The organism is Acidovorax sp. 69 (assembly GCF_002797445.1).
GTDB lineage: Bacteria > Pseudomonadota > Gammaproteobacteria > Burkholderiales > Burkholderiaceae_C > Acidovorax.
This window is the reverse complement of record NZ_PGEP01000001.1, coordinates 1,485,948-1,500,358: the sequence shown is the minus strand read 5'-3', so window position 1 is coordinate 1,500,358 and position 14,411 is coordinate 1,485,948. Positions and strand designations below refer to the sequence as shown.

Below are 14,411 nucleotides of genomic sequence, written 5' to 3'. Positions count from 1 at the left end.
CATTGACCATCAAAAGCAAAATTTGCCGTGGTCCTGCCGAGAACCCCTCGGCGCCTACACCCCCAGAAACCCCGCAATCACCAGCCCAGCTTCCAGCGTGAACGCCCCCTGGGCCACCCGCTCGCGCACCACCTCCAGAGGCAGCAGGTCAAAACGCTCGACCTCGCCATCCTGGTTGTCGGGCTCCATGCCCTGAGGCAACTGGGCGCAGAACCAGTCGATGCGCTCGACCATGAAGCCCGCGCCACCGCCCTCGCGGCTGGGGCGGCTGAACAGCACCTGACCACCGTGGGCCACGTCGGCCAATGCCTCGACCCGCAAACCGGCCTCTTCCCAGGTTTCGCGGGCCAGCGCCTGCGGCAGTGAGTCGGCGGCCGAGACCATGCCACCCATCAGCGTGTCCCACAGCCCAGGGTTGTTGGGCTTGGTCATCGCGCGTTTTTGCACCCACATGCGGCCGTCGGGCGCCAGGCCCACCAGGTGCACGGCCCGGGTGGCCACGCCCAGCACACGCACCGCCCCGCGTTCCACGGTGCCGACCACCTCGCCCGCCGGGTTGGTCACCGCCAGCTGCTCGTCGCGCCACGGGCCGCACAGGCCCGCATCGCGCAGCGCGGCCGCCAGGGTGTTGAGGGCATCCGTGGTGTCAGCGGACGATGCCTGCAAATGCCATGCACGGCCCGGAGAATGCTCTGTTTCTGATAGCTGGTAGCGCTTATGAATAAAGCGCTCAAGGCGGATTTGGTTTAAAAACCCTGACGCCACCGAGCCCACCACCTGCCCGGCCACCACCAGGGGTTGGCGTGGCTGGACCGGGGGCTGCTGCGACGCCTGGCGCGCCCCCGCCAGCCACTGGTCGAACGTGGGTGTCTGAACAGCCGCGTTCACAGCGTGAGGATGGTGCAGCCGGTGGTTTTGCGCGCTTCCAGATCGCGGTGCGCCTGCTGCACATCAGCCAGCGGGTAGCGCTGGTCGATGTGGATCTTCACCTGCCCACTGGCCACCACGGCAAAAAGTTCATCGGCCATGGCCTGCGTGGCCTCGCGCGTCGCGATGTGGGTGAACAGCGTCTGGCGCGTGACGTACAGCGAACCCTTGGCGCCCAGCGAGCCCGGCGCAAACGGCGCCACCGGGCCTGATGCATTGCCGAAACTGGCCATCAGGCCAAAGGGGCGCAGGCATTCGAGCGACTTGTCCCAGGTGTCCTTGCCCACCGAGTCGTACACCACCTTCACGCCCTTGCCACCGGTGATCTCCTTCACCCGGGCCGCAAAATCTTCGGTGTTGTAGTTGATGGCATGCGCTGCACCGTTGGCCAGGGCCAGTTGGCATTTGGCATCGCTCCCGGCCGTACCAATGAGTTGCAGGCCCAAGGCCTTGGCCCACTGGCTGGCAATCAGGCCCACACCACCGGCAGCAGCGTGGAACAGCACATGGTCGCCAGGCTGCAGGCCTTCCACGGGCAAGGTCTTCTTGAGCAGGTACTGCGCCGTCAGGCCCTTGAGCATCATGGCCGCGCCGGTCTCGAAGCTGATGGCGTCGGGCAGTTTGCACACACATTTGGCGGGCATCACGCGCACTTCGCAGTAAGCGCCAGGCGGATTGCTGGCATAGGCGGCGCGGTCGCCCACCTTCAGGTGCGCGACGCCCTCGCCCACGGCTTCGATCACGCCCGCGCCTTCCATGCCGATGGTGGCGGGCATGGTGAGCGGGTACAGGCCGGTGCGGTGGTACACGTCGATGAAGTTCAGGCCAATGGCGTGGTGGCGGATGCGGACTTCACCGGGGCCAGGCTCGCCCACGGTCACGTCAACGATATGAAGTTCTTCGGGACCACCGTGCTGGCGGATCTGGACGGCAAGGCTCATGGCAAAAGCTCTCCTGAAAATGGGGGATGCAACAACGGCGGCCATCCTGCCACGAATCGTGCGAACGTGCCGCCCGCCGGCCGATGGCACCCAAGGGCCTTATGGCCACCGGCAGCGTGACAGGGCGCGCGCCGTTACAGTCCTGCCCCATGACTCAAAAAATCACACCCGGCACAGCCGTGCTGCTGGTGATACCGCCCCTGCTGTGGGCTGGCAATGCCGTCGTGGGGCGGCTGGTACATGACCTGATTCCCCCGATCACGCTCAACTTCATCCGCTGGGTGCTGGCATTTGCCATCTTGCTGCCCCTGGCCCACGGCGTGCTGCGTGCCGACAGCCCGCTGTGGCCGCACTGGCGCCGTTATGCGCTGCTGGGGCTGCTGGGCATCGGCGCCTACAACGCGCTGCAATACATGGCGCTACAGACCTCCACGCCCATCAACGTGACCCTGGTGGGCTCCAGCATGCCGGTGTGGATGCTGGCCGTGGGGGCGCTGTTTTTCGGAGCCTCCGTGACACGGCGGCAGGTGATGGGTGCGCTGCTGTCGATGTGTGGCGTGCTGCTGGTGCTGAGCCGGGGCGAGTGGTCGCAGTTGCTCGCGTTCCGCCTGGTGCCGGGCGATCTGTTCATGCTGCTGGCGACCATCTCGTGGGCGTTCTACAGCTGGCTGCTGTCGCGCACCAGCGAGCCCTCCCGCATTCGGGGGACTGGGCGGCGTTTTTGATGGCGCAGATGGTGTTTGGGCTGGCCTGGTCGGGCAGCTTTGCGGGGGCCGAGTGGGCCAGTGGCCGCACGCACATTGAATGGGGCTGGCCGCTGATTGCGGCCCTGGCTTTTATCGCCGTGGGGCCCGCCGTGCTGGCCTACCGCTGCTGGGGGGTAGGCGTGCAGCGTGCCGGGCCTGCGGTGGCCGGGTTTTTCATCAACCTCACGCCCCTGTTTGCCGGGATATTGTCGGCCGCGTTTCTGGGCGATACACCCCAGGCGTTCCACGGCGTTGCATTTGCATTGATTGTGGGTGGCATCGTGGTGTCTTCACGGCGCTGATCTGATGGACAGAGGCGGGCGGTTTCAGTAAAAATCGGTTCTAGCGCCCACCCACAAAGCGCAATCAGCTATTAAAAATATAGCAATCATTCCCCAAATCCCTACAAGGTCCGGCCAGGGTGGTGGGCCATGGGCAGGCGGTGGTCACCGCCACATCGTCGCGCGGGTCACCCTTGCACAGCCGCCGGCACAGAGGCTTTCATCAACGCCTCCAGCTCCGCCACAGGGGTGGGTCGCCCCAACAGAAAGCCCTGAAAGAACACACAGCCATATTGGGCCAAGAGGTTCTTCTGGGCTTCTGTTTCAACACCTTCTGCGATCACATCCAGCTCCAGGTTGCGCGCCATGCCCAGGATGGTTTGCACGATCACGTCGTCGGTATGCCGCACGCCGAGGTTGCGCACAAAGGACTGGTCGATCTTGAGCTGGTCCAGCGGCAGCCGTGTGAGGTAGGCCAGCGATGAATACCCGGTGCCGAAGTCGTCCACCGAAAAGCGCACGCCCTTGGTTTTGAGCATGCCGATCTTGGCGATGGTGTCGTCCACGTTGTCCAGCACCAGCGACTCGGTGAGTTCGAGCTTGAGCAGGTGCGGCCTGGCACCCGTTTCGCGCAGGACCTCGACCACACGCGCCACAAAGTCGCGCTGGCGAAACTGCCGCGCGCTCACGTTGACCGACAGTTGCATGTGCTGGTAGCGCTGGTCGCCCTGCCAGGCGGCCAGTTGTTCGCAGGCCGTGCGCAGCACCCAGTGGCCCATGGGCACGATGAGTTCGCTCTCTTCGGCCACCCCGATGAAGGCCCCCGGTGCCACCAGCCCACGCTCGGGATGCTGCCAGCGGATCAGCGCCTCGGCGCCCACGATGCGGCCATCCAGGTGAAATTGGGGCTGGTAGTGCAGCACAAACTGCCGCGCCGTCAGCGCCACTTGCAGATCACCTTCAAGCTGCGCGCGCAGACTGATGACGATCTGCATCTCGGGGTCAAAAAAGCACAAGGCATTGCGCCCTTGCGATTTGACCTGGTACATGGCGATGTCGGCCTGCTTGAGCAGATCGACCGAGGACTGGATCGCCCCCCCCATCAGCGTGGCGCCAATGCTGGGCGTGCTGTGGTGGGCGTGCCCTCCCAGGGTGTAGGGCACGTTGAGCTTGCGCAGAATCTTCTCGCCCACCCGGCGGGCATAGGCGGCGGCTTCAGCGCTGCTGGCCGAGAGATCGCTGAGCATGACCACAAACTCATCGCCCCCCAACCGCGCCACCGTGTCTTCGCGCCGGACACAGGTCTGCAGGCGCTGGGCCACCTGGCGCAGCAGCATGTCGCCCACCTCATGGCCCCGGGTGTCGTTCAGGGTCTTGAAATGGTCCAGGTCCAAAAACAGCAGGGCTCCGTACTGCCCACTGCGCACGCTGGCCGCAATGGCCTGTTGCATGCGGTCCATGAGCAGACGGCGGTTGGGCAGGTTGGTCAGCGGGTCGTAAAAAGCCAGGCTCTCGATTTCAGCGCTGGCCCGCCGCAGGGCCGTGACGTCGTGGTAGCTGATGACGAGTCCGCCATCAGGGGTCGCACGCTCCGTGATCTGGATGGTGCGGCCGCTGGAATATTCTTGTTCGTGGGGTTCCTGGTGCTGTTTTTGCTTGAGCAGACGCTGGTCTACCCAGCGCTGGTGCTCATCATCGGGAAGGCGGGGAAGGTGGTGTTTGACGGTCTCTTCCATCACCCTCCGAAAGGGCAACCGGGGCGCGAGGATGCCTTTGAGCCAGGGGAAAATCAACTCGAACTGGCTGTTCCACTGCACCACGCGGTTCTGGCTGTCGAGCAGCAGAAAACCGCTGACCATGGATTCCAGCGCCTGGTCGAGCGTGGCCTTGGATTGGGCGATGGCCACACGCGCCTGCGACAGGCGATCAAGGTAGCGCAGAGCAAGCACCCCTGCCGCCAGGATCATGGCTTCAAACAGCAGCGCCGTGAGCGCAATGGTGTCACGCTGGCCGCGCCAGCTGCTCAGCGCATCGCGCAGCGGAATGCTGGCGGAAATCCGCAGGTCCTGATAAAGAATGGGCCGAAAAACCACCAGCGCAGGCTCACCGGTCAAGCGTGCACGGGCCTTCCATTGCATTCCCAGATCGGCCAGATCGCCCAAGGGCGGGGCCAGCGTGGGCGCAATGACTTCATCACGGCCAGGCACTCCCAGCAGCAACTGGCCACCCGCCCGCTCCAGCGTGACCTGCAGGCCACTGATATCCACACCCTGCACCAGCACGGAACTCAGCGCCACGACCGGCAGTTCAGCCACGGCCACCACCTGGGTGCTGTCGGCCAGGCGCAGGTGGCGCGCAAAGTAAAGAACCCGCTCGGAACTGGCAAAACTCACGACCGGCGCGCTGACCATCAGGGTGGACACCGGCTGCTCCAGCACGGACTCCAGAAACCCGGCCGGCAATTGCACCGCCAGCGCACTGCCCGACGGATCGGAAGAAGCCATGGTTTTGCCGGAGCCATCCAGCAGGGCCACGTAGCGCACCATCAGGTTCTGCCGGGTGGAACCCCGCAGACGCTGACTGGCAGAGTCTGGGTCCATCCAGGCGGCTGTGGCGTTCGACAGGCCCAGCAACTCGTCCATGCTGGCCAGCAGCACATCGACAGCCAGCAAGGATCGGTTGAGTGCGGCCTCCGCGCCCGCCACGAAGCGCGTGGCCTGGGCCTCGCCGTCATCGAGAGCGACCTTGCGGGCGTTCCACACCAAGGCGGCAGCCACCAGGGCCACGGCCATCACAAACACCACGACCCCTGTCCATACAAAGGCCTTGATACGCCACGGCGTGGTGGTTTCCCTCATTTATTTCGCGGGGGCTGCCAGCAGGCCGCGCGCGGGCCCGATCGTCTGGTTCCAGACCTGGGCACAGCGCGTACCACAACGTTGCACCCAACGTGGCAGCACGGTCGTCGCCAGAATCTCCTGGCGGCTGCGCTCATCCTGCGGCGAGACCGGCACGACCACCATCGCCCCCTTGGTGCCCGCAGCGCATGTGGGTGCACCGCGGTTGCAGGCGATACCGTCAGCGGTTTCGCGCTCGGATTCGGCCCAAATCGCAGCCTCCAGCCGGGGCAATTCGCGCTGCAGCAGTTCACGCAGATCGGGGGGCAAAGCAGTCCAGGCGGCCTGATTGGCCCCAAAAACGGCCAAGCCCCAGGTCACGGGCAGTGTGTGAACGTGAGAGGTCAGTGTTGGCAAGCCCAGCATATTGCCCGACATGGTGCCCGTGATGGCGCACTCGGTATTGCCGGCCGTCAAGCTGGGCACAATCTGAGAAAAACTGGTCAGCACCGGCACTGCACCGAGCGCGCCCACAAAATCGGCCTGCGTGGACGAGGACACGCGGACACGACGCCCGGAGAGGTCTGCGAGCGCTCGCAGCGGCTTCTTGCAAAACACCACCTGGGCGGGATAGACATACACCGCCAAGGCCTCTACGCCATGCTGGTCACGCAGGGCCTTCTCCAGATACGGACGAAATGCCGCCAGCGTGGTCTTGAGTGTGGCGATATCAGGATTAAGGCCCGCCAGATCGGGCGCTGTGTACTCCGGGTACTGCGAGGTGAATGAACTCATCAGGGTGGTGCCAAAGGGCACCACACCCAGTTGCAGCAGGCGCAGCATCTCTGCGCCTGGCACACCCGCACGGTCAAACGGCACGATCTCGGCCTGAAAACGGCCCCCACTCAGGCGCGGCAGCTCTTTGCTCCAGAACGGTTCTTCCTGCCGCACATACTGGCTGATGCCAGCCAGCCCACCCACAATGCGCAGCTTGTACGGCGCTGGGGTCTTCGCAGGCGATGGTGCAGAGGCAGGTTCCGCCGCAAGCGCGCAGCCACCGGCAGCCCACAGCATACAAAGGGGAATCGCCCAGAGGCGAAAGCGGGACATCAGTGGGGCGAAATGAGTAGGCATGGCGAGTGTCGGAACGCAGTATTCCACCAATTTTTCGGCTTGGCGGGCAGGCTGTCGGCAAAACAACACGCACACGCCCCTATCAAGCGGGCGAGTGACGCAACCCGCACAAGTGCGAGCAAAAACGCGCCGCCCACGGGCAGGTCACCCAGCGCCGCACTCGCTCAGCGTCAGAACGTGCCAGGGTAGGCGCCGCCATCCGCCAGCACGTTCTGCCCTGTCATGTAGCCGGCCTGCACGCTGCACAAAAACGCACAGATCGCACCAAATTCATCGGCCGTTCCGTAGCGCCCCGCAGGAATCTGCGCCTGCTGGGCAGTACGCACGTCGCCCACACTCTTACCGGCCTTGCTGGCTGCGGCATTCACCGTTGCGGCCAGCCGGTCCGTGTCGAACTTACCCGGCAGCAGGTTGTTGATGGTGACACCATGCGCCGCAATCTTGCTGCGCGACACGCCAGCGACAAACCCTGTGAGGCCGCTGCGCGCTCCGTTGGAGAGGCCCAGGATGTCAATGGGCGCCTTCACTGCACTGGATGTGATGTTGATGATGCGGCCAAAACCCCGCGTTGCCATGCCATCCACGGTGGCCTGAATGAGTTCGATGGGCGTGAGCATGTTGGCATCCACTGCCTTGATCCATGCGGTGCGATCCCAGTCCCGGAAGTCGCCGGTGGGCGGCCCCCCCGCATTGGTCACAACGATGTCGAAATCACGCCCAGGGCCACCGGCCACGGAAAACACGGCATCGCGCCCTTCGACGGTGGTGATATCTGCAGCCACGGCCAATACGCGAGGTTTGGATTCATTTTGGCCGCTAGTGCCGGACTGATTTGCACTTTCAGCTATCAAACGAATAGCAGCCTGATCCAAGGCCTCAGCGTTGCGGGCATTGATGACCACGTTGACACCCTCGCGCACCAGCGCTTGCGCGCAGCCATAGCCCAACCCCTTGCTAGCGCCGCACACCAGTGCCCATTTGCCTGCAATACCCAAATCCATAACAATCTCCGGTTCCGGTGCTGCACCCTGCAGCCCTGGCAAATCATAAGTGGAGAGTTGCAAGATGAATTGGCTGCACCGTGGAGCCCTGGCCACCTGGTTGGCATGGGCCGCCCTGGCCCCTTTGGCGGGCACTGCACATGCGCAGGAGGCTGCCGTGGTCAAACGCGCTACACAACTGCGCGACAGCCCTGCTGAAAGTGGTGCCAGTGTGGCGCCACTGGAGGCCAACACCGTCGTGACGCGCGGCAGTGAACGCAAAGGCCCCTGGACCAAGGTCAGCACGGCCCAGGGCGCTTCGGGGTGGGTGCATATGTTTGACCTGGGACCCCAATCGGGCTCGGCGTCGGCCAACAACAATACCGCCACCAGCGGCCTGCGGGGCATCGGCGGTCTGTTCGGTGGCAACAGTAGCCCGTCCACCACGGCAACCTCTACCGTGGGCATCCGCGGCCTGGGTGCAGAAGACATCGCCAAGGCGCAACCCAACCCTGCGGCCGTGGGACAAGCCGAGGGCATGCGGGTCAATGCCGACCAGGCCCGCCAATTCGCCAGCAACGCAGCGCTGCAACCGCGCACGGTGTCGCCTCTGGCCGAGCCACCCCGCCCATCGTCGAGCAGCGGATCGGGGGCCACAGGCTCTTCGAACAATCCGTCAGATCCCAACTTCAGCCCCAACTAATCAAGAGCCGCCATGCGCCTGCCCTTCCGCCCCTTCCGCACCCGGCTGCTTGCAACGGCCTGCACGGCCCTGGCCCTGACCCTGCTGCCCAGCCAGGGCCAGAGTCAGGGTGTGATGAACCTGCTGAACGCCCTGGGTGGCGGCAGCACCAGCAGTAACTCAGGCGGCGGCCTGCTCGGCGCCATCACAGGCGGTGGTAGCCCCGCCAGCCAGGGCGACGACCTCGTCAGCCTGCTGACGCGCTCCGTCGAAAGCATTGACGAGCCGCGCGAGATCGAGATTGGCCGCCAGCTGGCGGCGGTGCTGCTGGGCAGCAAACCCCTTCACCCCGACATGGCGCTGCAGCGCTATGTGAACCAGCTGGGGCGCTGGATCAGCCTGCAGTCTCCGCGTCCCAACCTGCCCTGGACGTTTGTGGTGCTGGATGATCCCGGCTACAACGCCTTTGCGGCCCCGGGGGGTTATGTATTTGTGACCAAAGGGCTCATTGACCGGTGCGCGGACGAAGCCGAACTGGCGGGCATCCTGGCCCATGAGATCACCCACGTCACGGCCAAGCACCATCTTCTGGCCATGCGCAAGACAGCACAGTCAGGCATGCTGACACAGCTGATGGCGTCACAGATCAGGTCCAACGCGGTTGGCAACATGGTGGCCTCTCAGTTCCTGGCCCTTGGCCGCAACCTGTATGCCCGCGGGTTGGACCAGACCGATGAATACGACGCCGACCGCACTGGCGTGGCGTTGGCCACCCGGGCGGGCTTTGACCCCTATGGACTGGTGTCGGTACTGCAACAGCTGCGCACAGCCACCCCCGACAACCCCATGTTCGCGCTGGCCCTGGCCACCCACCCGCCAGCACAGGCGCGTCTGGAGCAACTGGAACTGGCCATGGGTAAAAACCTGGACGGTTTCACGGGCGGCACCGCAGTGACGGTCGCCCAGCGCATGCACCCCAAGGCAGCCCCTGTGGCACCCACCGCCCCGGCGGAGGCGCCCACACGCAAAACACCGCCAAAGAAAAAGACGTCATAACCCCATGCGCCGCCAGGAGCACGACCGCGACTGAGCAGGAGGCCCTCAGTCCGGCCGCCGTGCCATGCGGGTAAAGACAAAAATACCCGCAACCACCAAAACCGTTCCGGCAGCCACCCAGGCGGTGAAAGGCTCGCCCAGAATCCACACACCCATGAGAATGGTGGACAGCGGCCCCACCATGCCAGTCTGCGCAGCCATACCAGCACCGATGCGCTCAATGGCCATCATGACCATCAGCACCGGTACAGCGGTGCACAGAGTGGCGTTGAGAATCGACAACCAGATCACCTCGGGTGCCACCACCGCTGCGCTCAGCGGGCGAAGCACCACAAACTGGGCCAGACAACACAGACACGCCACCGTGGTCGCCAGCCCCACCAGGCGCAGCGAGCCCAGGCGTTGCACCATCTCACCGCTGTAGACGAGGTAGATGGCATAGCTCACCGCGCTCAAGAACACCAGCAAGGTGCCCCACGCGGCATCAGCACCTTGCAGATTGGCTTCATGGCCAAACACCAGCACCACGCCGCTGTAGCTGACCAACATGCCCGCCGCCTGAGCCCAGCGGATGCCACGCCCATAAAGCAGCCAGCCCAGCACCATGACCAGCGTGGGGTTGAGGTACAGGATGAGCCGCTCCAGGCTCGCGCTGATGTAGGCCAGGCCCGCAAAGTCCAAAAAGCTGGCCAAGTAATAGCCGGTCACACCCAGGCCCAGAACGCCCAGCCAGTCCTTGAGCGTCAGGGGCGGTTTGCCCCGGCTCGCCCACCAGGCCATCGCGGCAAAAATAGGCAACGCAAACAACATGCGGTACATGATCAGCGTGACTGCATCCACACCGTAGCGGTATGCCAGTTTGACGATGATGGCCTTGCCGCTGAACGCAATGGAACCAAAGAAGGCCAGCAATAGGCCGGGCAGCATGCTCTTCTTCGCTGCTTGCGTGGGTGAAAAGGAGGCTGAAGACACCGGGTTCTAGTTCCTGTCAAAAAACGGGTTCGGAGCAAATTCGCACCAGGCCATATGCAACAACACCGCACCCCCCAAAGATGGGCAGCGTGATCGCACCGAACACACGAACGCAGCGCATACCTCCGGGGTGCCACCCAGCGCGATGGCCGCTGACCGCCGGGTTTGTTGTTGCATCAACGGCCCGCCATGCCGCAGACATGCTGACTAGTTTGGCATGGGAGCACTGCCCACCGCCATCGGACCTCTGCGCGGGCGTCGCCTTCATCAACGATGGCAAGGGCCTTCCACAACCCAGCGCGGTCAGTCGTGTTTGTGAAACACGCGGTGGTGCAAGCGCCTGAGCGACCACCACACCCCGATCGCCACTACAGGAATCGCAATGGCTGCCGTGGTCTCTGGGGATAGGGGCCATCCCAGCTTCTGCGCCCCCTTGGCCAGATAACTCACCAACCCCACGATGTAGTAAGTGATGGCAGCCACAGACAACCCCTCGACGGTGGACTGCATCTGGAGCTGCAGGTCTTGCCGGTGGTTCATGGTGGTCAGCAGCGCCTGGCTGCTTTGTTGCTGCTCGATTTCCACGCGGGTGCGGAGCAGATTGCTCATGCGGGACACACGCTGGGACAGCGCATCCTGTCTGCGGGTCGCCCATTCGCAGGTGCTGCGCGCGGGCGTAAGACGCCGGTCCATGAACTCGCGGATGGTCTGCATGCCCGCAAGACGAGACTCAGCGATGTCCTCGATGCGCTTGTCCAGCAGCTCAAAGTAGGCGCTGCTGGCCGAGAATCTGGAATGGGTCGCCGCGTATTGACTCTCCACCTGCCCGGCCAAACGCGTCAAGCGGTCCAGCAAAGCCGGTTCATCGTCACGGTTGGCCGTACGGATGGCATTGGCCAGCTCAGCCAGTTCACGCTCGGCAAAGGCCAGCTCGCTGGCTGCTTCCCGGGCTGCCGGCAGCCCCAAAAGTGCCGCCATGCGATAGGTTTCGATCTCCAGCAGACGCTGCACCAGGCGACCCAGACGGCGTGGCGTCATGCCACCTGCCAGCAACACCATGCGCGAAAAACCGTCAGCATGGATCGCAAAGTCGGTGTAGATCTCCCCATGCCCATCGGCCACGGTGGCTGCCACCAGGGTGTCTTCGTGCAACACATGTTTGACCAAAGAACCCGAGCCGAAGGTGTGTGTGGGCAAGACCCACAGGTTCAGGCTACACAGGCACTGCCCGGGCAGTGCCGCCAGCCATTCGCGGGGCACAGAGCCCACTGCGCTCACGGGCTCGCGCTCGCCAAAGGCGTCCGCCAGGGCGGGCACCATGAAGGTCCAGGACACAAACTCGGTGTGCAGCTCCCAGCGCATGCGGAAAGCACCCAGATCCATCCGCAAGTGGGTGGTGTGGGCATCAGGCAGGGCCATGTGGTGGTCCCGCAAGAGTGCGGCCACATGGGCACGACTGGCTTCACGCTCGGCAGCATCCGCCAGCATCACGACATGGGCAATGGCCAGGGGCGCTGCCATCGCCTCGGGCGGGCGGGCGTGGATTTCGTTGTGCAGCATTACCCGATGGGGGTGCTGCGTCGGACGGACAGGAGTTGACATGCGGACCTCTGCCCGCAATTGTGTACCGGCCTAGATGGCACGGAACGGAGTCGACTCTCCAAAAAACAACGGCACCCGAAGGTGCCGTTGCAGAGGAATACCGGAAAACCCGATAGCGATCAGTCTTCCACGAACGCTTCTTCGCGCTTGTTCTTCACCGAGGGCAGCAGCACGATGATGAGCAGCAGAGCAGCCGCTGCCAGCAGGCCGGCCGATAGCGGACGGGTGACAAACACGCTCCAGTCACCGCGGGACAGCAACAGGGCACGGCGCAGATTTTCTTCCATCATCGGGCCCAGAATGAAGCCCAGCAGCAGAGGCGCTGGCTCGGTGCCCAGCTTGTGGAAGATGTAGCCAATCAGGCCAAACGCACCCACCATCCAGATGTCAAAGGTGTTGTTGTTCGTGGAGTACACGCCAACGGCACAGAACAACACGATGGACGGGTACAACCAGCGGTAAGGCACGGTCAGCAGCTTGATCCAGATGCCGATCAGCGGCAGGTTCAGAATGATCAACATGGCGTTGCCAATCCACATCGACGCGATCAGGCCCCAGAACAGCTCCGGGTTGCTCGTCATCACCTGAGGGCCAGGCTGGATGTTGTGGATGGTCATCGCGCCCACCATCAGCGCCATCACCGCGTTCGGGGGAATACCCAGCGTCAGCAGCGGAATGAACGAGGTTTGCGCACCAGCGTTGTTGGCAGCTTCAGGAGACGCCACACCACGGATGTTGCCTTGGCCGAAAGGCACTTCGCCTGGCTTGAGCTTCGTTTTCTTTTCCAGCGTGTAGGCTGCGAAGGCGGCCAGCAGAGCACCACCGCCGGGCAAGATACCCAGGGCAGAACCCAAGGCGGTACCGCGCAGCACTGCGGGAATCATGCGCTTGAAGTCCTCCTTGGTGGGGAACAGGCCTTCCACCTTGGCGGTGAACACTTCACGTTCGTCGTCGGGACGCGAGAGGTTGGCGATGATTTCACCGTAGCCGAACACGCCCATGGCGATGGTCACAAAACCAATGCCGTCGGTCAGTTCAGGAATGTCGAAGCTGAAACGGGCGACACCCGAGTTCACGTCAGTACCCACCAGGCCCATGAGCAGCCCCAGCACGATCATGGCCACCGCCTTGAGCAGCGAGCCCGAAGCCAGCACCACGGCACCAATCAGGCCCAAAATCATCAGCGAGAAGTATTCGGCAGGGCCGAACTTGAAAGCCACTTCGGTCAGCGGGGGCGCAAAGGCCGCCAGGATCAGCGTACCCACGCAACCCGCGAAGAACGACCCCAGTCCAGCAGCCGCCAGCGCCGGCCCCGCTCGCCCTTTGCGTGCCATCTGATAGCCGTCAATCACGGTCACCACCGACGAAGACTCGCCGGGGAGATTCACCAGAATGGCGGTGGTCGAACCACCGTACTGGGCGCCGTAGTAAATACCAGCCAACATGATCAGCGCAGCCACGGGGGCAGCGCGTAGGTGGCGGGCAACAGCATGGCGATGGTCGCCACGGGGCCAATGCCAGGGAGCACGCCAATCAGCGTGCCCAGCAAACAGCCCACAAAACAGTAAATCAGGTTCTGGAAGGTGAACGCAACACCAAAACCCAACGAGAGGTTATTAATAAGATCCATGGTCGGTGCTCCTGCTTAACCCGTGATGAAACTCGGCCACACAGGGAACTGCAGCTTGAGCGCCCAGACAAATGCCACATAACTGCCAATGGCAAGCACCGTGGAAAGAACGAACACGGCTTTGGCATTGAACTCATTGCCAGCCAGGCTGGAAATGAAGGTCAGTGCATAAATGCCCACGATCAGGCCCATCGCCGGGATGCCCATGCTCGGCAGGCCCCCCAGCAAAATGCCGAAGGCAAAGTTGGCGGCCAAGATGAAGAACAGCGGCTTCCAGGCCCACTTTCCGATCTTGTCCCCGTCTTGCGTTTCCACCGTAGTGGCCTTGAAGGTGATCACGCTGCCAATGATGGCAAGCAAGATACCCAGCAGCAGCGGGAAATAGCCCGGGCCCATGCGGGCACCGTTACCTACGTTGTACGTGGTTGCACCCCACGCAAACGCCACACCAACCCCCATGAACATGAGGCCGGCAAAGAAGTCTTTTTGACTCTTGATATTCACGAATTGTCTCCTTGACGGAATCTCGACTGCGCGATTGTGGGGTCAACCGAAGCGCTCGCGGATGTGGATTCCACCTACATCCGGTAACGCCTGATTGTCTTTCCAAGCGGCATGAGAGC

10 protein-coding genes and 2 pseudogenes are annotated in these 14,411 nt (G+C 63.5%); 3 read left to right on the top strand and 9 right to left on the bottom strand.

Annotated elements, in window-relative coordinates; all coding sequences use genetic code 11:
* Positions 1 to 54: 54 nt before the first annotated feature.
* Positions 55 to 888, bottom strand: a complete 834-nt coding sequence (locus tag CLU85_RS06965) for a DUF4743 domain-containing protein (RefSeq protein WP_100409640.1) — start codon at positions 886 to 888, stop codon at positions 55 to 57.
* A complete protein-coding gene (locus CLU85_RS06960) occupies positions 885 to 1,868 on the bottom strand; it encodes a quinone oxidoreductase (RefSeq protein ID WP_100409639.1) in 984 nt (327 codons plus the stop codon). Before CLU85_RS06960 ends, CLU85_RS06965 begins: the two co-directional genes overlap by 4 nt.
* Before the next feature lie 149 nt (positions 1,869 to 2,017).
* Between CLU85_RS06960 and CLU85_RS06955 the strand changes: the two are divergent.
* Positions 2,018 to 2,916 (top strand): annotated as a pseudogene (locus tag CLU85_RS06955) (DMT family transporter).
* A gap of 167 nt (positions 2,917 to 3,083) precedes the next feature.
* On the opposite strand, the gene CLU85_RS06950 reads toward CLU85_RS06955, so the two are convergent.
* The 3 genes from CLU85_RS06950 to CLU85_RS06940 form a co-directional block, all read right to left on the bottom strand.
* Positions 3,084 to 5,753 (bottom strand): EAL domain-containing protein, encoded by a 2,670-nt coding sequence (locus tag CLU85_RS06950; protein ID WP_100409638.1) that lies wholly within the window; start codon positions 5,751 to 5,753, stop codon positions 3,084 to 3,086.
* The gene (locus CLU85_RS06945) at positions 5,754 to 6,806 is read right to left on the bottom strand and encodes a TRAP transporter substrate-binding protein (RefSeq protein WP_100409637.1); all 1,053 of its coding nucleotides are present in this window, start codon (positions 6,804 to 6,806) and stop codon (positions 5,754 to 5,756) included.
* 230 nt (positions 6,807 to 7,036) lie between these two features.
* Entirely contained in the window at positions 7,037 to 7,867 is an 831-nt protein-coding gene (locus CLU85_RS06940; protein WP_100409636.1) for an SDR family oxidoreductase, read from the bottom strand.
* 64 nt (positions 7,868 to 7,931) lie between these two features.
* Between CLU85_RS06940 and CLU85_RS06935 the strand changes: the two genes are divergently transcribed.
* Positions 7,932 to 8,549 (top strand): SH3 domain-containing protein, encoded by a 618-nt coding sequence (locus tag CLU85_RS06935; RefSeq protein ID WP_100409635.1) that lies wholly within the window; start codon positions 7,932 to 7,934, stop codon positions 8,547 to 8,549.
* A 12-nt stretch (positions 8,550 to 8,561) separates the two neighbouring features.
* The gene (locus tag CLU85_RS06930) at positions 8,562 to 9,584 is read left to right on the top strand and encodes a M48 family metalloprotease (protein WP_100409634.1); all 1,023 of its coding nucleotides are present in this window, start codon (positions 8,562 to 8,564) and stop codon (positions 9,582 to 9,584) included.
* 45 nt (positions 9,585 to 9,629) lie between these two features.
* Here CLU85_RS06930 and CLU85_RS06925 read toward each other — a convergent pair whose 3' ends face one another.
* The 4 genes and pseudogenes from CLU85_RS06925 to CLU85_RS06910 form a co-directional block, all read right to left on the bottom strand.
* Positions 9,630 to 10,511 carry a DMT family transporter gene (locus tag CLU85_RS06925; RefSeq protein ID WP_100409633.1) on the bottom strand — a complete coding sequence of 294 codons (882 nt, stop codon included), beginning with the start codon at positions 10,509 to 10,511 and terminating at the stop codon, positions 9,630 to 9,632.
* 348 nt (positions 10,512 to 10,859) lie between these two features.
* Positions 10,860 to 12,158, bottom strand: coding sequence for a DUF3422 family protein (locus CLU85_RS06920; RefSeq protein WP_100409632.1), 1,299 nt, complete (start codon positions 12,156 to 12,158; stop codon positions 10,860 to 10,862).
* A gap of 119 nt (positions 12,159 to 12,277) precedes the next feature.
* Positions 12,278 to 13,788 (bottom strand): annotated as a pseudogene (locus CLU85_RS06915) (tripartite tricarboxylate transporter permease).
* Positions 13,789 to 13,803: 15 nt separating this feature from the next.
* Entirely contained in the window at positions 13,804 to 14,292 is a 489-nt protein-coding gene (locus CLU85_RS06910; RefSeq protein WP_100409631.1) for a tripartite tricarboxylate transporter TctB family protein, read from the bottom strand.
* Between the last annotated feature and the right edge of the window lie 119 nt (positions 14,293 to 14,411).